Origin of the sequence: Marinobacter albus (assembly GCF_030238305.1) — a bacterium.
GTDB classification, from domain to species: Bacteria; Pseudomonadota; Gammaproteobacteria; order Pseudomonadales; family Oleiphilaceae; genus Marinobacter; species Marinobacter albus.
In genome coordinates this window covers 2,050,458-2,073,114 of the sequence record NZ_JASSQD010000001.1, presented here as the reverse complement: position 1 = coordinate 2,073,114, position 22,657 = coordinate 2,050,458, and the positions used below count along the sequence as shown (strand labels likewise).

Below are 22,657 nucleotides of genomic sequence, written 5' to 3'. Positions count from 1 at the left end.
CCGAGGCTAACCATCTTTCGTCTACCTGAAGCAGAGACGCCAGGTCTGCCATTAGCCTCCGGCGTGGCATGCTCTCGCCACAAAACCATCGCCTGACAGCCTCGTGGCTGATGCCAAGACGTGTCGATAACCAGGTTTCCTGCCCTTTGGCATTAGCTGGAACCCGGGGCTGGTTATTACATGCGATCTTGAATCTTTGTGCAAAATCCCTGTATTCCGACATTTTGAATATCCCTATTCAAATGAAGACCTATAAAATTTAGTCACAGGCCCAAAACCTGTCAAAGATTACGTCGTGTTTACCAGCGATCGTCATGAAAGGCCCTACCGAATTCCCGTGATCGCCCACGACCGGTACAGAAGCTTAAAACTATCAGCAGTACAGCACAGCAGAATTCTCGATCTGTTCCGCCCCTCCACTGCCGCTCTGTGTCTTATTTTTGAGCACCACAGGAATAAGCTATAGGAAACACAGGAGGTGCGTCATGAACGCTCAATCATTGCTCTTCAAACGTTTCAGAACTTACCTGCAAAACTACGCCACCAGGAAGGCATTGCGGAATCAGTTACACCAGATGAGCCGGCAGGAATTGGACTCGCTCGTGCGGGATATCGGGATACCCGGCTCTGATCTGATTGAGGAAGCAAACACGCCTTTCTGGAGCACCGGCGGCCACGAGGATTCGAGCAAAAGGCATCAACAGCCGGCAGATATTGCGGTGTTGGCCAGCGATCAGTGTCGGTACGCGCCGACGGCTTGAACCATCTCCGTGACGTCTTTGGGGGCGCTCAGACAGCAAGCCCTGTGTGGGCGCTCCCCTAAGAGCCCTTTAAAAAGCCCAGCTCAGACCAAGCAACCATCCTTTTTGCTCGACATCATACAAAAACGAGCCGTCTTCATAGTCGAGGTCATATACCCGGTATCCGATTGAGGTGCCAAAGCCCTGAGTCCATTGATAACCGGCGTTGATGGATACATCGTAGAAATGTTCAGAACTGACACCAAATCCCCCGACAGCCAAGCCGCCTGAAGCATAGAAGTTCGACCCACCAAGGGGCGAGCGCCCTTTGATTCCAAGGAGAGGATCGTACCAGCTCTCTGCTGAGCGGATTCTTTCACCGGCCAGGATTCCCAGTCCGCCCCTGAAGCGTAGCTCAGTATCCACTTTCCAGTAACGGACGCCGCCGTATACGTCGATGACCGCCCTGTCCCGCTGAAAAAGTTCGTAAAGATACGCCGCCGAATAGATCTTATTCTTGGAGATTGATTTCACATTCAAACCAACCGCAGTAATCAGGTCCTCGCTTGAACGTGTGTCTGTGTAGAGTAGATCTAGGAGCACGCCATGCCTCAGGTATTTGGTTTCAAACAACACCATGTAACTGGCTTCGTTATCTTCGAGAGCATCGCTCGCGGAAATATCGATGGGCACGGTTGGCGCGCCCGGTCTCGAGGAAACATCGCCTTCGACGCCGGCAAACCAAAGGTAAGGTGTAAGACGTGATTCCAATCTTGGCGCAGATTGAACCGCCAGTGGCAACATGACCAACAAGGTAAGAAAAATACGGTAGGATTTCATGATTCCCGCCCTCTGTTAGGACGCCGAGCGCGTCAATTCGCAGTCGGCACCATCTAAGGGGCGCGCAGGACAAGAATTCTTTACATGTTCCCAGGCTCCCTGGAACATCTTATAAGCTATTTTTTAGCACCAGATTGGGAGTTCATCAAAGATCCCCCAATTACCATCCTGTCAGATTCCATTGGCGCTCCCCCCTACCACGCGGGTTTCTAGCTAAACTTACGGAAAATCACTTCGGATAACTTCAGAATCATGACCACACGTCGCGTCTACGCCTTGGCTTTCACCCTGATCTTTCTTGTTGGGATGAGTCAGGCTGAGAACGCGATGGCAGCACTGGATGATCTGCTGCCGCCCGTTCAGACGGAAACCGAGAGGTTCCCCCCCGCTGAGGAAGACGAAAAGAAAGCGCAGGAAGAAGAGTCGGAAGAAGAACCCGAGCCCGAACCAACACCGGTCAAACCAGAGATTGAAGCGCCGGAGGAGCCGCTGGTAAGTTCGCTACCTGCGCCGCAGAACGCCGATATCCAGCAGCAGATCCAAAAGCTTCGCGAAGCGCTCGATAGTCGTCAACATGCCCTGAGTATTAGTGAACAGCGGCTCGCCTACGCAGAGTCGCTCCGCACCCGACTTGATAATGAATATGAAAGTTTTGAACTGCGCTTGGAACGGGCGGGATTAAACCTCACCGATGACTACGCAAATTTGTTGCGCCAGCGTCTGGAGCGGTTACGTAACCAGACCATCGCCGCCGGTTTAACGAAAGGTATCAGCGCCCAGTTGTCAGCCGCCCGCGAGGAACAACTGCGGCTTGAAGAGTTTGAGGCAGTGATCGAGCCAGACGATGATGCCCGTGGCAGGCTGGAGGTGAAACGGGTACAGCTTCTTCGCCAGCTACATGGGTCCGTCACCAAGCACATTGAAGTGCTGAACGAGTATTACAATATTGTGGTTCAGCTCCAGGATCGGCTGGAGTCTTACCAGACTTTGCTTCAGCAACGACTGTTCTGGCTGCCCAGCACCAACAAGGTCAATCTGGAGATGGTTGGGCAGATATACCGAGGCGTGGTCTGGTTCGTTTCCAGTTTCAAATTGCCTGCCCTGAAGAATGCCGTTCAGGCCTCCGTCGATGAGCACTGGCCACTCCTAGTACTGCTTTCGGTGGTCGTGGTGGTGATGGCCGTGCGTCGGCGCCGGCTTCGAAAAGCTCTCATCGATACGGGCTATAACGTGGGGAATGTCCGCCAGGATCGCTGGAACTTCACCTTCTCTGCGCTGGTTTACAGCTTTCTGCTAGCATTGCCGGGAGTCTTCCTCCTCACACTTGGACACCTTTTACTGGAGAGTGGGAACAGTTTTCTCCATGCCCTCTCCAAAGGCTTGTCCAACGCCGCCTTCGTCACTCTGCTATTAAGAAGCGTATACACCGTGGCCTACACCAAGGGCCTTGGCGAACGCCACTTTCAATGGAATCCGAATACGCTCCGGATGATTCGGAAGCAGATCCCCATCTTGCTAGCCGTGTTGATTCCCATCATTATCATCATGCCCACGATGGCGACCAAGAAAGGTGCAGTTTACAGCGACAGCCTCGGGCGCTTTCTTTTCATGCTTGCATCGTTTGCTCTCGCCTACTTTGCCCAGCAATTTATGACTGCGGTGCGAAAGGATCAATCCACCAGCCAGATTCTCCGTGTCCTGCATTGGATAGCTGTGGCCATGCCGCTGGCTCTGGCCTTTATCTCACTGTGGGGCTATCACTACACCGCGGTGCGGTTTGAAGGTCTCATGTTCATCAGCCTGTGCTGGGTGGCCTTCGTGATCCTGCTGCATTACCTCGGATTGCGAAGCCTGGCGGTGCGAGAGCGCCGGATGGCGCTCAAGCGCGTTCTGGAAACCCGGGAGGCCGAGCGGAAACTGGCCGAAACCCGGGAAGCGGCGGAATCGTCTGGCGAGGGCGTTCCCATGAGTTTCGATTCGCCACGGCGGGATATCAATGAAATCAGCCAGCAAAGCGAAACCCTGTTAAAGATTATCTCGCTGATTCTGGCAGCTGTCGGTCTTTGGATGCTCTGGGACAATGTTTTTCCAGCGCTGGGGATATTTGACGACATCACTCTTTGGACCATCAACACGGGCATTGAGGGACAAGACCCTGTCCCGATCAATCTGGGAGACCTGATGGTCGCGTTGGCTATTGGCGCAGGCACCGTGCTCGCGGCCCGAAACCTTCCGGGAACCCTGGAAGTCGTGTTTCTCAGTCGACTCAATCTCGAACCGGGAGTCGGTTATGCGATTACCACACTGGCCACGTATATCATTGTCTTTATTGGTATTGTCGCCGCTCTGGCGGGACTCGGGTTCCAGTGGTCGAAGCTTCAGTGGTTGGTGGCTGCACTTGGTGTGGGGCTGGGCTTCGGTCTCCAGGAAATCGTGGCCAATTTTGTCTCCGGCATTATTCTTCTGTTTGAACGGCCAATCCGTGTCGGCGACACGGTTACCATTGGCGGTATTACTGGCACGGTATCCCGAATCCGGATTCGGGCGACAACGCTGGTGGACTGGGATCGCAAAGAGCAGATTATTCCCAATAAGACTTTCGTCACTCAGGATCTGACCAACTGGACCCTGTCCGATCCCATTACCCGGGTGATTGTCCGGGTTGGTGTCGCCTACGGTTCAGACGTCGATAAGGTGCAAGACCTGCTACATGAAGTTGCCGTCAAAAACGAGCGGGTAGTTGAAGAGCCCGCGCCAGCCGTGTTCTGCGTTGAACTGGGCGAAAGTCGGATCGACTTTGAGGTCCGGGTTTTCGTCCGGGATGTGCTGGACTTTATGCCGCTGTCCCACGAGCTGCACTCGGCGATTACCCGGGCTCTGAAAGAGGCCGGTATCGAGATCCCCTTCCCGCAACGAGACATTCACATTCGAACCGAGCCGGAGAAGTGATGGCCGGAAGTGGAGCGCCTGTTGTTCTTGGACTAAGTTAAAGTCTGAGGTAGTTAATTGGTCCCGGGCCTATTGCAGTCATCTCAATATTCGGATTCAAGATGAGCAATAAAGGGGGCGGTATGAACAACAAAGCTATTGCGCTAACACTTACTACCTGTCTCAGCATGGGAGCGTCTGTTGCTTTCGCAGACTCCCACGGCATGATGAAAATGGCCGAGGAAAAGAAGTGCCTCGGCTGCCATCTCACCAGCGAGGAGGTGCCACGAGCGCCCTCCTTCCAAAGCGTTGCCCAGAAGTACACGGAAGACGACCGAGAGATGCTGGTAGAAGTTGTTAAGACCGGAGGAGAGGATCACTGGGGATCAGCCGTTATGCCCCCACCCGGTCCTCGGCCAGAAGTCAGCGACCAGGAGGCCAACGATCTGGTTGACTGGATCCTCGGCCTGCGGGACGAAGGGATGTAATCCGCTGAGCGGTCTCCGATCATCGGCGAGGCCGGATGGGTTGTTAGCGGTACCGGCCCCGCCTATAATGCTGTATCTATATACAGCTGTTATTTTTGGAGTTCCGTGAGCATTTCCTTTGTCGATATCCGGAGGCGGTACGATTTCCGCAGCATCGAAATTGGTCGATGGGTGACAGAGTCCGAGCGTGATCGGGCGGCGCAACGCTTCCATGGTGCGCTGGATACTCTGAAGGCCACGCTTGGTGTGCCTGAACAGGTTATTTCCCTGAAAAGCTCTCTGGGCCTGCAATATGGAATTGGGGGCCAGCTCGGCGTTTGCGCCCACTATATTCCGGCCACCCGGCAACTCGCACTCGCCAAGAATGCAGGCGCGGGGAGCCTGGCTCACGAGTGGTTCCATGCCTTCGATCACTACATCGCCTCCAAAGTATTCCTGCAGTCCGGTCGCCAGGCATTTGCCAGTTCCCTGTGGCTCGACAGCCAGCGCTTCAAGCCCCATGCCCTCACCTCGCTGCTGTTTCGATGCTTTGAGGCAATCTTGCTGGATGCCGATGGCACGGGGCCCAGCGGTCTATTCAACGCCTCAAGGACTGCCGATACACATCGGAACTCGCTCTATTGGGCACGCCCGGAAGAAATGGCCGCCCGCGCTTTTGAAGCATTCATTGAGGACAGGGCTCCCCGGGATGGCTTTCTAGTCAGAGGAACCCGGAATTCCGAGGAGGCGCGGCTAGGGCTGTATCCTTCCGGGGCGGAACGAGATCGGGTCGCTGCCGCATTCAGCGACTATTTTGCGAGCCTTGGCCGCGCACTCAGCCGTCCGGCGAAGACTGGCACGATGTCGCATTGAGGTACATACTTAAAAAAGACCGCGCAATGGACAACGGTACTCGCCAATGATGTCCCTGATAAAGCCGAAAGGATTCAGCCGGCAGGAACTGCGACAGCGCATGCAATCGGCCACGAGTTATCAGCAATGGCATGAAGCTGCTATTGCCCTCGATAACCTGTCTGGCGCTGAAAACTGGCGTCAAAGTGATGCCTCTGAATATTACGATTACCGCGACATCCGGGCCAGGTATGAGCTACTGCGTACCCTGCTGGCCGAACAGAATCACGAGGAGCTCCTCTACCTTCTGAACGAAGGCATCCACGGCAATATGAGTGGAATGGGCCGCCCTATCCTGTACGACAAGGCTCTCACCGGAACCAAACGGCTGATCGATAATTACGTGAATGCCATTGTCGAAGCTCTGAAGACCGTCGCAGATTCGTCTTCGTCCCACATTTCTCTTCAGGATAAGGTGGATTTTTTCCGCCGGGCCAGTCACTGCTATGGACGCTCTGCCCTTATGCTCAGCGGCGGAGGTGGGCTGATATATTTCCACCACGGTGTGGTTCAAACCCTAATCGAACAGGATCTGTTACCGAATGTGGTCTCTGGGGCAAGCGCCGGGGCCTGGGTATCGGCCCTACTGTCCATGTATACCAACAAAGAACTGAAGGCCGGTTTTTTTGAACGTTACCGCTACGATATGCCGGAACATCTGAATCCGGTCAGAGTATTGGCCGGAATGGAGCCCGGGGTGTCGCCACTTTCCGTGAAGGAACGTGCGATGGATAGCATCAACAATTCGATGACCTTCCAGGAAGCGTACGAGCACACCGGGCGGTACATCAATATCTCGATCGCACCGGCGGAGAAGCACCAGAACTCCAGGCTGATGAACGCGATTACCTCTCCCAACGTCTATATCCGCTCTGCCATGGATGCATCCGGCAGTGTTCCCGGCGTCGTGCCTCCCGTTACGCTTTACGCCAAGGGCGCCGATGGAAAACCGAAGCCCTATCTACCATCCCGAAAGTGGGTTGATGGCTCCGTTGCCGAAGACCTGCCTGCGAAACGGCTGTCTCGGCTTTTCGGCGTCAATCACTACATAGTCAGCATGATCAATCCCCTGGCGGTTCCGTTTGTTGAGGATCCCAAACTTCGTCCCCGCCGAGGGTTGCGGAGTGTCGCCGGAGCTATGATCACGGGGACAGCTGCCGATCTACTCAAGGAGCTGGAGGTGTACCTGAGCCGTTTCGGTGTGTCCTTTATCAGTCCCGCCGTTCTGATTGCCCACAGCGTGCTCAACCAGAGTTATACCGGCGACGTAAACATTATTCTTGAGAAAAAGGACTTCAGCTGGCGAAACGTGCTTTTCGGGTATCGAAATGACCAGGAAATCGCGAACCTGATTCTGGCGGGCAAGCGAAATACCTGGCCAAAGCTGGCAATGATCCGCAATGCCGCCCTGGTTGGCCAGGAATTGGACCGAATTCTGGATTTGCTGGATCAACGGGAGTTCGGGCAAAGGCGAGGCGGCGGGGCGCGTCGCAGGCTCACGCTCCCGCCGGTATCTTTTTAGTCCGCCTGTTTTGCAATTTCCTCGAGGGTGCTGTATTCGCAGTCCTGCTGCGCTATAAAGCTGTCAGCTGAATCAATCAGAATATTGTCGTCCCGCATGAAACGTCGGCCAAGGAGCACCGGGTAAGAGAAGTTCCCACGATCAGTCAGCGAGAACTGGGTTTCATGAATGGTTCCGGCGATACAGAACTCCATATTCACCACGTAGCGACGTTGCGAGGGGGCACCTTTGCGCTTTATCAGAACCGTACGATGGACCGGACGCTCGAATTCAAGAACGACATCCTCATGCTCAACGTCACCCTCACTCGGCTGATCTTCATGATCTCCAAGGGGTAACTGAAACTTCACCCACTCTTCGTTATCCTTCTTGAAGCCTTCGACATTAACGGCATGGAGTGATGACGTCTTTGCGCCGGTATCGAGCCTGGCTTTCAAGCGCAGATTGGTGTCGTTCATAACGACCCACTCCACAAAACCCAGGGTTTCGGGAACCGATGTATTGGACGATTCTGCATTTTTAGCAATCACACTGGTCGCAGGGAACGAAAGGGTTGCTGCCAATGCCAGTGAAGCCAGTCTTCTCATTAAATATCTCCCGCAAAGGTCTGTAAATCCGGAAAAAAGCTTAAAAAACGCGCTTCCAGCTCAACGTCATTTGCTCGAATCTCGTCAATAATGCCGGAAAATTGGTTCGGAAAACGAATACGGCCGGCAACTCGGTCCAGGGCATAGCCAATGCTTTCAAAGTCTTCGTAGGCACCAAACCAGTCGTGGCCGACCATCCGTCTTGTCACCTTGACCATTGACGCAGGCATCAGGTGCTCATAGTTTCGGAGTTCGCCGTAAATGTTGTGAACGAAGGTATCACGATCCGCGTGACTGAAACGTTGCCAGTGTCTTAACAGATAGTGATCGTAGAGGATATCCAGGGCAACGCCGGCAAATCGGCGCCGCTCCCGTGAGAAGCATGCCTTACTGGCAAGGACTTCCGGATGTTGATCGGTGAAACCGTCAACGGCGCGGTGGTGGCGGACACCCGCCTGCACCAGCTCTGGAAGCTTCGCCAGATCAACACCCCGGGCGAAATCGCCCAGGATGCTGCCCACACGCGCTTCCGGAGAATCCGGGGCCAGAAAAACGTGGGCTAGATGATTCAATCAGGCTCCTGGTTGTCGGGGTCTCAGAAGTTGAGCTGAACGCCCACCCCCAGACCATCTACAGTGACATCGTCGTCATCATAATAACGCATGTATTCGAGGTTGCCAGAGAGGTTGGATGCGAACTTCATGTTCACGCCTACACCGTAGGAAACGTCACTTTCGTCTTCAGTTGCGGTGGTGAAGGGCCCTTTCGCCTCAAGTTCGACGCGGGTGAAGCCCAGAATTGCATAAGGCGTAATCGGAGACTCGTTGGCAAGGTTGAAAGTCGCGTAGCCCCCGAAGAAGTTATCGAGAGAGACATCGACAGCACCAATGCGGTCATCGTCCACACCGAAACCGCCGCGAGCCTCAAAGCCCAGAAACGGAGTGGCCATAACACCGGCCTTGGCGGAGAGCGTCCCTACATCGGCGTCCGAAGACCCGATATCCAGATTCGCGAAGGTGTAGTTCAGTCCGGTGTAGAGCCCGCCAACGCCCGACTTATACATATCCTGGGCATTGGCCGCGCCCGCTGTAACCAGTCCGGCGGCAAAGACAACTGCGAGGGAACTTGAGTTTTTCATTAATCCTTCTCCTTAGCGAACGTTCCGTTTTTCATTTTCCAAGTTGCACCAACAACACGGACATTTCCAGACCCTGGATCCTCATTTACCTCTTATTTACAGTGATTTAATTCGGGGTTAATTCGGTGCTCGCCGTCGCCATTTCCTTGCGGAAGCCGGCACCCACAGGTATTCTGACGCCGTCTCTTGTTTCAGCTGGCTTGAGCATTCTTTGAGAAACCTTTATCCCGTTGTGTTCATTGTTAGCGTCATGTTTGTGCTGCTCAGCATTTTCATGACGTTACCGGTCATTTTTCTGGCTGGTTCCGAAACGCCCAATGCCATGGCGTTCGCGGAATCGGCCGCCATTGTCTGTGGTCTTGGCGTTCTCGGGATATTGGCCACTTACCGGCAGTCGCGGGACCTCAAACCGCGATTCATGTTCGTTCTGACCGTGTCCAGCTGGTTTATCATCGCCCTCTTCTCCTCCCTGCCCTTTTACCTGAGTGACAACGGAATTTCTGCGGCCGATGCGTTCTTTGAGGGCACCTCAGGGATAACCACCACCGGCGCTACGGTGATGAGCGGTCTGGATACGATGGACCGCGACCTACTCCTCTGGCGCTCCATTCTCCAGTGGATAGGCGGGATCGGGATTATTGGTATGTTCGTCGCGGTTCTGCCATTTCTCCGCGTCGGAGGAATGCGGTTGTTCGCAACGGAATCGTCGGAATGGACGGATAAGGCCCTGCCAAGGATGAAAACGCTCAGCCGGGGGCTGCTGTTGGTCTATGTTGCGTTTTCCATCGTGGCCATTTTCACCTACTGGGTTTCAGGGATGACCCTGTTCGATGCCTTTAACCATGGCCTGACAAGCATTGCGACCGGTGGGTTCTCTACCTCCGACATGTCTATGGGCAAGTTCAGCGATCTGATCCTGATGGAAGCGACCCTGTTCATGATCATTGGTAGCCTGCCGTTCTTTCTGTTTGTGCGTGAAATGCACGGCCAGCATGGGGTACTGTTCCGGGATCAGCAGGTGCGTCTGTTCCTGGCCATCCTGTTCCTGGTCCCGGCCCTGCTAACGCTCTACCGTTGGCTCGTGTCGCCGGTGCCGTTTGATCCGCTTCATAATTACACTGCCACGCTGTTCAACGTAACGTCGGTGGTGACAACGACCGGTTATGCCTCGGAAGATTATTCCGCCTGGGGACCGTTGGCGTTCGTACTGTTCTTCTTCCTGATGTTTGTTGGTGGCTGCTCCGGCTCGACTGCCGGCGGAATGAAGATCTTCCGGTTCCAGTTATCGCTGATCATATTGCGTGAGCAGTTGATGCGCCTGCTGCATCCCCGCGCTGTATTGACGAGGAACTATAATGGCAGGGCCGTGAGCGACGAAATCATTTCGTCGATGATCGCCTACACTTTCATCTTCCTGCTCTGCCTTCTGCTCATCACCATTGCCCTCGCTGCGATGCAGCTGGATTTCGTTACGTCGCTGTCCGGCGCCCTCACTGCATTGACCAATGTCGGTCCCGGTCTGGGAGAAATTATTGGTCCCTCCGGTAACTTTGGTCCTTTGCCTGATGGCGCAAAGTGGGTGCTCTCGGTCGGTATGCTGATGGGCCGCCTTGAAATCCTCAGCGTCATCATCGTGCTGTCTCCCGCGTTCTGGCGCAGCTAGATCCTAGTTTCGCCAGAGCACTGCAGTATTCTCAAGCGGCAGATTCAGGCGCTCATCCCGTAGCCGTATCCTTGGCGTGTAGTGCCCTTCCGGTCGCGCTGGTACCGAACATTCGTAGGAATAGCCGTGTTCGGAACCAACCTGGGGGTGGTTCATGGTCATCATGTGGGTTTCTCTCGGGCCGAATTCCGAGGCTTCGGCAACAAGCTCAACCGCCACGAGCTGTTCCGGTATTCCATCCAGATAAACGTCCACGAAAAAGGTCTGTTCGTCGTTCGATTGCCTGGCTTCGACCGACGTGAACCGAAGTCTCCGCCACATCTGGGACACGTCCCGGTAGGTCTCAACCATGTCCCGGGCCGACGTGGGATTACGTCGGTTTCCCAGCTCCACCATGGGCAGGTAGAAGCTTTCGACGTATTCGCGCACCATCCGGTTCGCCGAATAGGTTGCAGTCAGACCGTTCATGCTCGATCGGATGCGCTCAATCCAGCGCCCGGGATGGCCGTTGGCGTCGAGTTGGTAAAACTCCGGGATAATCTCTTTCTCCAGTAACTCATAGAGTTCGAGGGCATCTGAATGGTCGTGTGAATTAGAGGTGCTCAACTCTTCGAACGTAGCGCCCGGGCGAATCGCCCAGCCGACCGAGTCATTCCATGCCTCGGCCCACCATCCATCGTATTGGGAGAGATTCAGGCCGCCATTGACCAACACTTTCATACCGCTGGTGCCACACGCCTCCCAGGGATGGCGGGGGCAGTTGAGCCAGACATCCACGCCCTGGATCAGTTGAGCCGCCACCCCGAGATCGTAATCCTCAATAAAAACCACCTTGCCTTCGGCTCCAGGCAACCATGAGAAAGCTTTCCAGCGCCGAATCAGATCCTTACCACATTCGTCCTTTGGATGCGCCTTCCCCGCAAGGACAATCTGCAGCGGGTGATCCCGGTTGTTCAACAAAGCCAGGAGTCGGTCCGGATCTGACAACAGTAAATCCGGTCGTTTGTACTCCGTGAATCGACGGGCGAAACCAAGGGTCAGCGTTTCGTTATCCAGCAAAAGGCCGCAGGCGGCATCGGGATTGTTGCCCGGGGTATGTTCGCAGTGCTGGCTGGCTAGCCGTTGCCGAAGATAATGAACCAGACGGCGGCGTTGGGCCTGCCGCATGCTCAGCAGGTCCGAATCGGGAATGTCGCTTAATGGGCACGAACTTGGCAGTGGCCGACGCCAGCGTTCCTGACCACACGCCTTGGTCCAGAGTGCGTCGGATTCCAGCGAATCCCAGCTAGGCGTGTGGATGCCATTGGTGACGGATTCGACCGGAATGTCGCACGCCGGCCAGCGGGGAAAAAAAGGCTGGAGGAGCGTCTGGGTAACTTTTCGGTGCATATTGCTGACGCCATTGATTCGCCCACACATGTTGAGTGCAAGCAACGCCATGTTTATGGACGCCTCATCACCCGCCCGCAGAGAGTGCTCTCCGCTGCTGCTCCCCAGGCCCATCAGCTGATCCATCGTGAAGCCATACTCGTTCATCCACGGTGTGAGATACAGACGGATCAGGCCGGGCGGGAAATGGTCGAAGCCCGCCGCTACCGAGGTGTGGGTGGTGAACAGGTTTGTTGCACGGGTCGCCAGACGGGCCGTCTCAAAATCGGTGGCGTGTTCGTTTTGCCAATCCAGGGCACGCTCGAGCAATGCAAACGCGCAGTGGCCTTCATTGATGTGGCAAATCGAGGGCGTGATTTCCAGTTGCCGCAACAGTTTCCAGCCTCCGATTCCCAACACTATCTCCTGCTGGAGACGTTTCTCGGAGTTGCTGCTGTACAGTTCACTTGTGATACCCCGGTCCCCCGGTTCATTGCGGGGATCATTGCTATCCAGGAGCAGCAGATCGCAATGACCCACGCGGGCCTTCCAGGCGCGCAGCCGGACTTGCCGACCCGGGAACGGTATGATGACCCTCACCCACTGCTCGTCGTCATTGGTAAGCGGTGTGAGCGGTAACATGCTGGGATCGTTGTAGGGGTAGAATTCCAGTTGCTGCCCTTCAGCCGTTACCGATTGCCGAAAGTAACCCTGCTGGTATAGAAGACCAACCGCCGTTACCGGCACACCCAGGTCGCTGGCCGCCTTGAGATAATCCCCGGCAAGCACGCCGAGCCCTCCGGAATACAGGGGCAGTGACTCGCTCAGGCCGTACTCCATACAGAAAAAGGCGACACCTTTGTCCAGCCGGCCCTGATATTCGTCCGAATACCAGGTACTGGTCCGCTCAAATTGGCGATGTGCCTCAACCTGTCGTTGGTAAAGTGCGAGGAAGGTCTCGTCGTTGGACAACGTATCCAGCCACTCACCGGACACGCTGTTGAGGACAAGCCAGGCATTGTGGGTGGCCTTCCACGTTTCCTCATCAATAGCACGCCACAGGCTGTCACTGCCGTGATGCCAACTCCACCTGAGGTCCAGGGCGAGGCTCGAAAGTTCCGTTAGCCCCTCGGGGATATGTCGTGGGTTGTAGGCTGCAATGGTCACAGGGGCGTCTCGGACTGAAGAGTTAAATCAGTGGGCGGTATACCCGCCGTCAATCACCAGTTCGCTGCCCGTCATAAAACGGGACTCGTCCGAAGCCAGATAAACAATGCCCCATGCGATGTCATCGGGCTCGCCCATGTGGCCGAGAGGATGCAATGCTGCAGTGGCGCGTTTTGCCTCCTCAAGATCTTCCCCGGTGGATTTCAGATGGCCCTCGACCATCGGGGTCCAGATAAACCCGGGGTGAATGGAGTTAGCTCGAATTCGGTCCGGGGCGTACAACATGGCATCGGTCTTGGTCATCAGTCGCACCGCCCCCTTCGAGGCATGGTAAGGCGGCACGTCGGGTGCGCTAATCAGGCCGTAAATCGAAGACAGATTGATAATGCTGCCCTCGCCCGCCTTTTTCATGTGAGGAATGGCGTGCTTGGTACAGAAAAACACGCCTTTCACATTCACGTTCTGGACGCTATCCCACTCTTCTTCCGTTAGTTCGTGGGTGGGCTTGTTAGGGCCGGCGATGCCGGCATTATTAACCAGCACGTTCAGTGAGCCGAAATGATCGGCAACGCCATCGAGGGCTTCCTTGACCTGCTGCTCACGGCTGACATCGCAGTGCCAATAGGCTACATCAAGGCCTTTGCTGACGAGATTTCGAGCCAGCGACTCACCTTCGTCGTCCAGGCAATCGAGGATGGCAACGCTTGCCTCCTCTTCGGCCATACGCCTCACGGCTGCTGCACCAATACCATGAGACCCACCCGTAACCGCGGCTACCTTGCCCTCGAGCCTTTTCATGACGGTCCTCCTTGAAAGCGATCAATACACTTGGCTTTGTCGAACGGGAAAATATTCCACCGATCGGTGGTGCTGGCCGAGCCAATGGAGCAGCGAGGAGATGGTAAACGTATCGTTCTCCACGCCGTCAAAGTCCACACCGAGACCCTTGTCAGATATCCTTACAACGTGGGCCTTCAGTCTCCGGAAATGCCGCTCTTCCCGTTCTGGAAACCGGAATTCAATCTCAAGTGTCTGGTTCAGTTGAACATCGGAATAATCGGTCGCGATAAAAAGCCCCCGTTTGGAAGCATCCCGGATCTGCCCGGTCGCAACCGGCATGCCCCTTTTATAGACAAGCAATCCGAGTTTCCCAGGTACGCGCTTACTGAGTCTGTGTTCCATGAATCCTCCCCTGATGACTCAATGAATAACGGCAGTACTTTGGACAGTTATTGAACAGTTTATATCCAACTTTTTTCATCCACATTTTGATGTTGGTCAAAAACCATCCAGCAGTCATGTTAATCTTCCGTATAGTCCTGCAAGCTCCCGGGTACTGCCCGCGAGGCCGGGCGGAACCTCTCTCCAGTCCAGTTTCCACAACCAGTTGTTTTCTATGGTGCCGGGTGTGTTGAAGCGCGCCTCGGAACCCAGTCCGAGCAGATCCTGCATGGGAACAATGGCAAGCCAGGACACCGAGCGAAAAGCCGCCTGGATTACCGGCCATGGCATGTGTTCACCGCTGGTTCCAAGATAGTGGTTTACGTAATGACGGGTGTGTTCATCCAACCCCCTGTACCAGCCAAGTGTCGTATCGTTGTCGTGGGTCCCGGTGTACACCAGATTGTTTCGTTCGTGGTTGTGGGTCAGATGGGGATTTTGGGGATTGCCGTCGAATCCGAACTGAAGAACAGTCATCCCTGGCAAATGAAATGTTCGTCGGAGCTGCTCGACCTCTTCACTGATTATGCCAAGATTCTCCGCCACCAGCGGAAGCTCGGGAAATGCTCGGAAACAGGCGTCGAGGAAGTTGCGGCCGGGGCCCGCGACCCAATATCCGTATCTCGGATTGGAGTCTTGAGCCGGAATCTCCCAGTAGGCTTCAAGCCCGCGGAAATGATCAATTCGGATAAGGTCGAAAAGATGGCGTTGGCTATCGAGTCTCTGTAGCCACCAGTTGTACCCTTCTTCGGACATCGCGTCCCAGTCGAACAAGGGGTTTCCCCAATGCTGTCCATCGGGAGAGAAATAATCCGGCGGGACGCCCGCAACCACCGTTGACCGGCCCTGGTTATCGAGTTTGAACAGATGCCGGTTGGCCCAGACATCGGCGCTATCGTGGGCAACGAAGATCGGAATATCTCCGAACATCCGGATATCCCGTTCGTGGGCGTAACGCCGAATAGCCTGCCATTGCTGATCAAACATGAACTGCTCAAAGCACACCCGCTGTATCGTGGAAGCAGCATTTTCGGCAAAGGCCCGAAGCGACGTGGTGTCTCGGTCCCGCAGTTCGGTTGGCCACTCCAACCAGTTCAGGCCGGGATTCCGCTCCCGTATGGCGGTGAACAACGAGAAATCATCCAGCCAGTGATCGTTGGCTGCCCGGTAGTCCAGGTAATGTCGGTAAGTTACGTTTTCCGGTTCATCCCTTGCCTGATCGAAGAATCTTTGCGCCGCGAGTTCAAAACAGGGGCGGCGGCCGGTCACCTGAGCTGCCTGGGCAAGTTCACTCTGCTCCAGCAGTCCCAGAGGAATGAGCTCGCTCAAATCCACAAAGTCGGGACTTCCTGCATGTGCGGACAACGACTGGTAGGGAGACAGATCGGCATGGGTCGGGCCTATGGGCAGGGTTTGCCAGACGCGAATCCCGGCGCTTGCAAGGAAATCCAGGAAATCCCGGGCACTTTGCCCAAGCACGCCCCATTCGCCCGGCAAACACGTGGGGTGCAGCAGGACGCCTGCCTTCCGTGTGCCCAGCAGGTCCGCGCCGGTTGCGTGTTCAGTCATGCGTTGTCATTCCGGTCGTGCCCCGGGCGCATGGTGCCACCGCGCTCGGGCGCGCCACTGCCCTGACTTAACTGCTGGAAGACGGAGGCCGGTGCCGGGTACCCAATCAGGTCATACAGGTTAACCAGATGTTTTCGATACAGGTGCTCAAAATCACTGACGATCTGGGCAGGATTGTAATCCCCGAACCACCAGAACCAGTCCGAGCCCTCGCAGATCGCAAGCTGTAATTGTGCGGCCTCCTTCTGCTCGGCATTGAGACTTCCATTGTCCATTAACCGGTCATAATGGCACTTTGCCTCACACAGAAGCTCCCATGCGCGGTTCTTGTCCGGATCTCCTATCCAGGTTGAAAAGGTTCCGTATATCCAGCTGCCGGCAACCAGGTGAGGCAAGGTGACGGTCTTGCTGACCGGGTCCGCAACGAGATCCCGGTAGGTGGTGAGTCGCAGTGCCGGGTGGTTCTCTAACACCTCATAGAGTTCGTCCAGAAAGTGGAAACCGTTTTCCGGATAGTATTCCCAGGCGTTTTCACCATCCAGAATGACGGAAATAACGGAACGCGACTCCGGGTTTCCCTGGGCGGCAATGTTTTCCATGTGATGGACCAGATCGCCCACGGCATCACTGGCATGCCAATCGGCGTAGGTGAATCCAATAAGGTCGGAAAGCCCGTCATCCCGGAAAAAAACCGTCGCCGAAGTGTCCCCAAACCGATAGGGCCTGTGAATGCCGGCGTCCGGCACGGAACTGTCAGCCGTCCTCGCGTGGTGGATGCTGTTCCGGATCACTGAATCACCGCTGGCTGTCCAGCTGAACCCGTGTGCATCAAGATATGCCAGGGTGGCCTGGCTCAGACCTCCCTCGGAAGCCCAGCACCCGGTTGGCTCAACACTGAAAAACCGGCGGAACACCCGCTTGGCCTGCTCGAGCTGCCAGGCCACGCGCAGGTCACCACCCGGGTAGCGTTCAAACGCGGGCAACACGATCTCGGGCATGGCCTCGCGGGCGGAGGCAAGCTCGATCAAAAGCGGCAACATGCTGTGAGTGTACGGGCTGACCGATAGCTCAACCTGCCCTATCTGAGCCAGATGGCGGTAACGGGGGCCTATGCCGGCCAGGATCTCGAAAATGACCTCCATCAGGGCACAGCGGTCGTCCCATGAAAACTGCCCCCCCTTTTCCTGGAGACTCTGGACACAATGGTTTTCGCGCCTAATGGTCTCCCCCATCCAGCCTAGGTGATACCAGACCAGCAAATCCGTCAGCAGCATGGGTGACATATACCGCTGTATCGCTGGCTTCTTCCGATACAAGCCGGCAAGTTCAGCAAGTCGCGCGTAGGCGGGGAAGCGGTTGATGATCCGATCCTGATTGGCCCGGAGGCACTTTTCCATCAGGTCGAGAAACCCCGGGCTCCCTGGCTCCGGCAAGGTTTCCGCCACCAGCGCAGCGAGCAGCGGATCTCCGATCTCACCGGCGCCATGGCGCCAGCGCTCAATGTGCACAAGGTAGGTTTCGATCTGTTCCAGCAGAATCGGCGCAAAGTTAACCACAGCCCGGGCGTTCGGATGGGCTTCCAGATGCGCCGCCATGTCGCTGTAGTCCTTGATGGTGTGCAGATAAACCCAGGGAAACTGGAACTGTCCGGTCTGACAGTCCTGATACCCCGGCTGGTGCATGTGCCAGAAAAGCACCACAGGGGTCCGGCTGTCAGAGTCCATGGGGATAGTCCTGCCCGAGCAACTCGGGCGTTATCAGTACGACGCCTTTTGGCGACACGTAAAATCGCTTGCGGTCTTTTGCTTCGTCGAATCCCACCTCGGTACCGTCGGGAATCCGGCAGCCACGATCAATCAACGCCTTCCGAATACGGCAATGCCGGCCAATCTCGACGTCCGGGAAAATGACGGAATCTCCGATCTCACTGTAGGAGTGCACCTTCACCTGCGAAAACAGCAGTGAGTTACTGACCGTGGCCCCCGAGACGATGCAGCCACCAGCGACCATCGAATCCACGGCGGTTCCACGCCGGTTTTCATCATTGAAGACAAACTTGGCGGGCGGCAGCTGCTCCTGGTAGGTCCAGATCGGCCATTGGGAATCGTAAAGGTTCAGTTCCGGACTGACGCCAATCAACTCAAGGTTTGCCTGCCACAGCGCATCCACGGTTCCAACATCCCGCCAATAGGCCTCCTTGTTCTGGATCGGATCCCGGAATGGAAATGCCATCACCTTCAGCCGCTCGATAACCGACGGAATGATGTCTTTGCCGAAATCGTGGGAGGAAGAACTTTCCCTCCGATGATCGCGCATCAACTCCTCGAACAGAACCTTCGTGCTGAACACATAGATCCCCATCGAGGCCAGCGCCTTTCCTGGCTGGCCGGACAGAGCCTTGGGGCACTCCGGTTTTTCAGCGAACTCAACGATTCGCATGTCGTCATCGACCGCCATCACACCGAATGCGGAGGCTTCTTCCAACGGGACTTCGATGCATCCGACCGTTATGTCTGCCTCGCTCTCGACGTGGGCAGCCAGCATGGTGCCGTAATCCATCTTGTAGACATGGTCTCCGGCCAGAATGAGCACATATTCGGGTTTGTGGCTGCGGATGATGTCCAGGTTCTGGAGTACTGCATCGGCGGTTCCCTCGTACCAGGAGGTCTCAATCCTCTGTTGCGCCGGCAGCAGTTCCACAAATTCATCCAGCTCGGCGCGCATAAACCCCCAGCCGCGCTGAATGTGCCGGATCAGGGAATGGGACTTGTACTGGGTAATAACGCCAACCTGCCCTATGCCGGAGTTGATGCAGTTGGACAGGGGAAAATCAATGATGCGGAATTTGCCGCCAAAGGGCACAGCCGGTTTGGCACGCCATTTGGTGAGATCGTGAAGACGAGAGCCTCTTCCTCCGGCAAGCACCAGTGCGAGGGTTTGCCGAGTGAGACGACTTACATAACGCTTGGCCGTTTGCATAACTGCTTCCCTGAAAACCTTTTGGTTTTCCGTCGCGATGCCGGTCTCCGGTGGACACGGGGCCGGCACAATTTTGACGAGCATATTAAGATTAGAACAGTATCACTGAATTATGACGTAGAATTGTTGCAGGTCATTTTTTGTCCACCTGCCATAACGTCCAATGGAACTTCCCTTGTCAGGAACGAGCGTGGTCTATGGAAAGCCCCACCCTGAGTGAGTTTGATCTGCACCTGTTCAGTGAAGGACGGCATTGGCACATCTACAACGTGCTGGGAGCCCACCTATGTTCATCCAAAGGGGGTGAGGGTGTTCGGTTTGCCGTCTGGGCCCCTCAGGCAAAAGCCGTCAGTGTCATTGGCGATTTTAACGCCTGGGAGGCGGGACGGGATGAGATGGCCTCCATTGGCGATTCCGGTGTCTGGTCCTGTTTTATCCCCGACGTGAAGCCGGGCGCGTTTTATCGCTTTTGCATTACCAGTGCGAACGGACAAAAGCTGGAGAAAATTGACCCCTACGGTCAGGCGTTTGAGATGCGTCCGGCCAACGCGGCCGTCGTGGTTGAGCGGGGCCACTTTGCCTGGCAGGACGGAGACTGGCTGGCCCGTCGCAGCCACTGGAACTGGCAGGAAGCGCCAATTTCAGTTTACGAGTTGCACGCGGCATCCTGGCGACACCATGGCTCCGGGCGATGGCTCACCTATCGGGAACTGGCTGACCAGCTCATTCCCTACGTTCTGGAAATGGGCTTTACCCACATCGAGCTGCTGCCAGTTACCGAGCACCCGCTAGATGAATCCTGGGGTTACCAGACCACCGGTTACTATGCTCCGACCAGTCGATTTGGTAGTCCTGATGACCTGCGTTATCTGATCGACAGTTGTCATCAGAAAGGGATCGGGGTGATTCTGGACTGGGTGCCAGGTCACTTTCCCACCGATGAGCACGCCCTGGCCCGTTTCGATGGCAGCGCCCTGTACGAACATGAGGACCCTCGCAAGGGCAAGCACCAGGACTGGGGCACGCTGATCTACAACTACGGACGCCATGAAGTTCGGAACTTCCTGATCGGCAGTGCCCTGTTCTGGCTGGACACCTTTCATATCGACGGCCTCCGGGTGGATGCCGTTGCCTCCATGCTGTACCTCAATTACTCCCGTAAAGAGGGAGATTGGGTTCCGAATGTACACGGCGGCCATGAGAATCTGGAGGCCATCGAGTTTCTTCGGGAGCTTAATCAAGTTTGTCAGCAACGTTTTCCGGGGACGTTGGTTATTGCGGAAGAATCCACGTCCTGGCCGGGTGTAACCCGTCCGGTCGAACTTGGCGGCCTCGGCTTCAACCTCAAATGGAACATGGGATGGATGCACGACACGCTCGATTACCTGCGCCAGGATCCGGTGTTTCGCCAGTACCACCACGACAAGCTTACCTTTGGTCTGATTTACGCGTTTTCCGAAAACTTCCTCCTTCCGTTATCCCACGACGAAGTGGTGCATGGGAAAGGCAGTCTTCTGAACAAGATGCCGGGAGACGACTGGCAGAAACTGGCCTCCCTGCGGCTTCTGTTCACCTACATGTTCACCTATCCAGGCGCGAAACTGTTGTTCATGGGGGGCGAGTTTGGCCAGTTCCGGGAGTGGAGCGAGGCCCGGGAACTGGACTGGGATTTAATTTCCCGGCCCGAGCACAACGGTATCAGGAACCTGGTGCGTGACCTCAACCGCCTATACTGCCAGGATCCCTCGCTGCACCTCCGGGGATTCGAATCGGCCGGCTTTGAATGGATCGATTGTCACGATTCCTCGCAATCGGTAATCAGCTATCTGAGACAGTCCCCCCACAACCGCACAGTGGTGGTGGTGAATTTCACTCCGGTGCCTCGCTACCACTACCGAATTGGCGTCCCGGAGGCCGGTCCCTGGCAAGAGATCCTGAACTCCGATTCCGAATACTATGGCGGCAGCAACGTGGGTAACCCGCTACCGATAACCGCGGAGGATGTTCCCTGGATGAACCGGGACTGGTCTCTTGAACTGACCCTGCCCCCGCTGGCTGCCGTGATATTGAGGCCAGCCGGATGACTCGGGTTCTGTTTGCGACGAGTGAAGTCTATCCACTGGTCAAGACTGGCGGACTCGCCGATGTTTCAGCCAGCCTGCCTGAGGCTTTGTGTCGGCTGGGATATGACGTCAACATCCTGCTTCCCGGCTATCCCTCTGCGATGGCTGCGGCGAGCAGAACCGGTACCAGCCCCCTCGCCCAGTTTTCGATTGACGGCTTCAACGTCACTCTCGTTGAAAGCCGTTTGCCGGGAACCGCAGTCACTATCTGGTTGGTCGATTGTCCCCAATTGTTCGGGCGCGAAGGTAACCCCTATCAGAATGACCAAGGCGAGGACTGGCCGGACAACGCCCAGCGCTTCAAACTGTTTGCAGAAGTCGGTGCCAGAATCGCCATGGGCCAGGCCGGACTGGCCTGGTGCCCGGAGATTGTTCACTGTAATGACTGGCAAAGCGCGCTCTTACCGGTCTTCCTCCAGGCCTACCCGGAACGCCCCGGAACGGTTTTTACCATACACAACCTTGCCTACCAGGGTCTTTTTCCCCAAACAACCTTTGCGGCTCTCGGCCTGCCGGAGACTTTATGGCGTTACGATCAGTTGGAATTTCATGGCCAGCTATCCTTTATCAAGGGCGGTCTGGTTTTCAGTGACCGGATAACGACGGTAAGCCCCGGCTATGCCGAGGAGATCCAGACGCCCGAGCTGGGGTACGGACTCGATGGACTGCTTCGTTATCGCCGTCCGCAGCTTTCCGGCATTCTCAATGGCATTGATACCCGAACCTGGAATCCGGAAGACGATCAATATCTTGATCGCCACTACGGTCGGGACCATCTCAAGAACAAACGCCTGTGCCAGACGGCTTTGTTGCAGACCATGGGTCTCGCGGCGAATGGTGCCGCCCTGCTCGGATTCATTGGCAGGCTGGTCGAACAAAAAGGCCTGGATTGGCTATTAAGCGTCATGCCCCCGTTACTGGAACGCGGGTGTCAGTTTGCAATTTTGGGCTCAGGGGAGGCGCGATTTGAGGCGCCACTCAAGGAGCTCGCCCGGAAATGGCCGGCTCACGTCTCCCTGAAGATCGGCTATGACGAGGCTCTGGCGCACCGGATAACCGCCGGCTGTGATCTGTTTCTGATGCCTTCCCGGTTTGAGCCCTGTGGTCTGAACCAGATGTACAGCCTGAGGTACGGCACCATTCCTGTCGTCCATGCGGTGGGCGGGCTTCGGGATACCGTCTTCGATCCCGCTGACACCGGAATTGATCACGCCAATGGCTTCTGTTTCAAATCGCCGGACCCGGTCAGCTTTCTGGAAGCGGTAGAACGGGCACTGGATTGTCACAAGAACCGGAAAGCCTGGCGCAGGCTTCAGGAAAACGGCATGGCAGGTGACTACTCCTGGACGCAAAGTGCCGTGCATTACGGCGAGCTCTATCAAGGAATACTTGCTGAACGACAGACCCCGATCAAGACGTAGCGGGAAGGTTTC

The 22,657-nt window shown here is 55.8% G+C and carries 18 protein-coding genes; 8 read left to right on the top strand and 10 right to left on the bottom strand.

Annotated features, from left to right (window positions below; all coding sequences use genetic code 11):
* Positions 1–485 precede the first annotated feature (485 nt).
* The gene (locus QQF73_RS09665; protein WP_219865677.1) at positions 486–761 is read left to right on the top strand and encodes a DUF1127 domain-containing protein; all 276 of its coding nucleotides are present in this window, start codon (positions 486–488) and stop codon (positions 759–761) included.
* Between the two features lie 69 nt (positions 762–830).
* Here QQF73_RS09665 and QQF73_RS09660 read toward each other — a convergent pair whose 3' ends face one another.
* Positions 831–1,580, bottom strand: coding sequence for a hypothetical protein (locus QQF73_RS09660; protein ID WP_285368049.1), 750 nt, complete (start codon positions 1,578–1,580; stop codon positions 831–833).
* Between the two features lie 252 nt (positions 1,581–1,832).
* Here QQF73_RS09660 and QQF73_RS09655 point away from each other — a divergent pair, with 252 nt between their 5' ends.
* From QQF73_RS09655 to QQF73_RS09640, 4 genes are all read left to right on the top strand, one after another.
* Positions 1,833–4,529: a mechanosensitive ion channel domain-containing protein gene (locus tag QQF73_RS09655; RefSeq protein ID WP_285368047.1), complete on the top strand. Its 2,697-nt coding sequence runs from the start codon at positions 1,833–1,835 to the stop codon at positions 4,527–4,529.
* A 122-nt stretch (positions 4,530–4,651) separates the two neighbouring features.
* Entirely contained in the window at positions 4,652–4,996 is a 345-nt protein-coding gene (locus tag QQF73_RS09650) for a c-type cytochrome (RefSeq protein WP_219865680.1), read from the top strand.
* A gap of 105 nt (positions 4,997–5,101) precedes the next feature.
* On the top strand, positions 5,102–5,848 hold the full coding sequence (locus tag QQF73_RS09645) for a CLCA_X family protein (protein WP_285368044.1): 747 nt from the start codon (positions 5,102–5,104) through the stop codon (positions 5,846–5,848).
* A 46-nt stretch (positions 5,849–5,894) separates the two neighbouring features.
* Positions 5,895–7,409, top strand: coding sequence for a DUF3336 domain-containing protein (locus QQF73_RS09640; protein ID WP_285368042.1), 1,515 nt, complete (start codon positions 5,895–5,897; stop codon positions 7,407–7,409).
* Here the strand turns inward: QQF73_RS09640 and QQF73_RS09635 are convergent.
* From QQF73_RS09635 to QQF73_RS09625, 3 genes are read right to left on the bottom strand one after another with little or no spacing between them, the layout of a single operon-like run.
* The gene (locus QQF73_RS09635; RefSeq protein WP_219865682.1) at positions 7,406–7,996 is read right to left on the bottom strand and encodes an ATP-dependent zinc protease family protein; all 591 of its coding nucleotides are present in this window, start codon (positions 7,994–7,996) and stop codon (positions 7,406–7,408) included. The two genes, QQF73_RS09640 and QQF73_RS09635, sit on opposite strands and share 4 nt — an antisense overlap.
* Positions 7,996–8,568 carry an acyl carrier protein phosphodiesterase gene (locus QQF73_RS09630; protein ID WP_285368039.1) on the bottom strand — a complete coding sequence of 191 codons (573 nt, stop codon included), beginning with the start codon at positions 8,566–8,568 and terminating at the stop codon, positions 7,996–7,998. The genes QQF73_RS09635 and QQF73_RS09630 overlap by 1 nt, the downstream gene beginning before the upstream one ends.
* A gap of 23 nt (positions 8,569–8,591) precedes the next feature.
* Positions 8,592–9,134: an outer membrane beta-barrel protein gene (locus QQF73_RS09625; RefSeq protein ID WP_219865684.1), complete on the bottom strand. Its 543-nt coding sequence runs from the start codon at positions 9,132–9,134 to the stop codon at positions 8,592–8,594.
* Positions 9,135–9,384: 250 nt separating this feature from the next.
* Here QQF73_RS09625 and QQF73_RS09620 point away from each other — a divergent pair, with 250 nt between their 5' ends.
* Positions 9,385–10,797 (top strand): TrkH family potassium uptake protein, encoded by a 1,413-nt coding sequence (locus QQF73_RS09620; RefSeq protein ID WP_285368296.1) that lies wholly within the window; start codon positions 9,385–9,387, stop codon positions 10,795–10,797.
* A gap of 3 nt (positions 10,798–10,800) precedes the next feature.
* Here the strand turns inward: QQF73_RS09620 and glgP are convergent, their stop codons facing one another.
* From glgP to glgC, 6 genes are all read right to left on the bottom strand, one after another.
* Positions 10,801–13,332: an alpha-glucan family phosphorylase gene (gene glgP / locus QQF73_RS09615; protein WP_219865685.1), complete on the bottom strand. Its 2,532-nt coding sequence runs from the start codon at positions 13,330–13,332 to the stop codon at positions 10,801–10,803.
* Positions 13,333–13,359: 27 nt separating this feature from the next.
* Complete coding sequence (locus tag QQF73_RS09610; RefSeq protein WP_219865686.1) at positions 13,360–14,130, bottom strand: SDR family NAD(P)-dependent oxidoreductase; 771 nt, start codon at positions 14,128–14,130, stop codon at positions 13,360–13,362.
* Between the two features lie 21 nt (positions 14,131–14,151).
* The gene (locus tag QQF73_RS09605; RefSeq protein WP_219865687.1) at positions 14,152–14,514 is read right to left on the bottom strand and encodes a PilZ domain-containing protein; all 363 of its coding nucleotides are present in this window, start codon (positions 14,512–14,514) and stop codon (positions 14,152–14,154) included.
* A 114-nt stretch (positions 14,515–14,628) separates the two neighbouring features.
* Positions 14,629–16,122 (bottom strand): 4-alpha-glucanotransferase, encoded by a 1,494-nt coding sequence (gene malQ, locus QQF73_RS09600; RefSeq protein WP_285368035.1) that lies wholly within the window; start codon positions 16,120–16,122, stop codon positions 14,629–14,631.
* Positions 16,119–17,846, bottom strand: coding sequence for a glycoside hydrolase family 57 protein (locus tag QQF73_RS09595; protein ID WP_219865689.1), 1,728 nt, complete (start codon positions 17,844–17,846; stop codon positions 16,119–16,121). The genes malQ and QQF73_RS09595 overlap by 4 nt, the downstream gene beginning before the upstream one ends.
* The gene (gene glgC / locus QQF73_RS09590; protein WP_219865690.1) at positions 17,836–19,101 is read right to left on the bottom strand and encodes a glucose-1-phosphate adenylyltransferase; all 1,266 of its coding nucleotides are present in this window, start codon (positions 19,099–19,101) and stop codon (positions 17,836–17,838) included. Before glgC ends, QQF73_RS09595 begins: the two co-directional genes overlap by 11 nt.
* Before the next feature lie 197 nt (positions 19,102–19,298).
* Here glgC and glgB point away from each other — a divergent pair, with 197 nt between their 5' ends.
* Both glgB and glgA read left to right on the top strand, forming a co-directional pair.
* A complete protein-coding gene (glgB, locus tag QQF73_RS09585) occupies positions 19,299–21,185 on the top strand; it encodes a 1,4-alpha-glucan branching protein GlgB (RefSeq protein ID WP_219865691.1) in 1,887 nt (628 codons plus the stop codon).
* The gene (gene glgA, locus QQF73_RS09580; protein WP_285368031.1) at positions 21,182–22,645 is read left to right on the top strand and encodes a glycogen synthase GlgA; all 1,464 of its coding nucleotides are present in this window, start codon (positions 21,182–21,184) and stop codon (positions 22,643–22,645) included. The genes glgB and glgA overlap by 4 nt, the downstream gene beginning before the upstream one ends.
* The last annotated feature ends 12 nt before the right edge of the window (positions 22,646–22,657 follow it).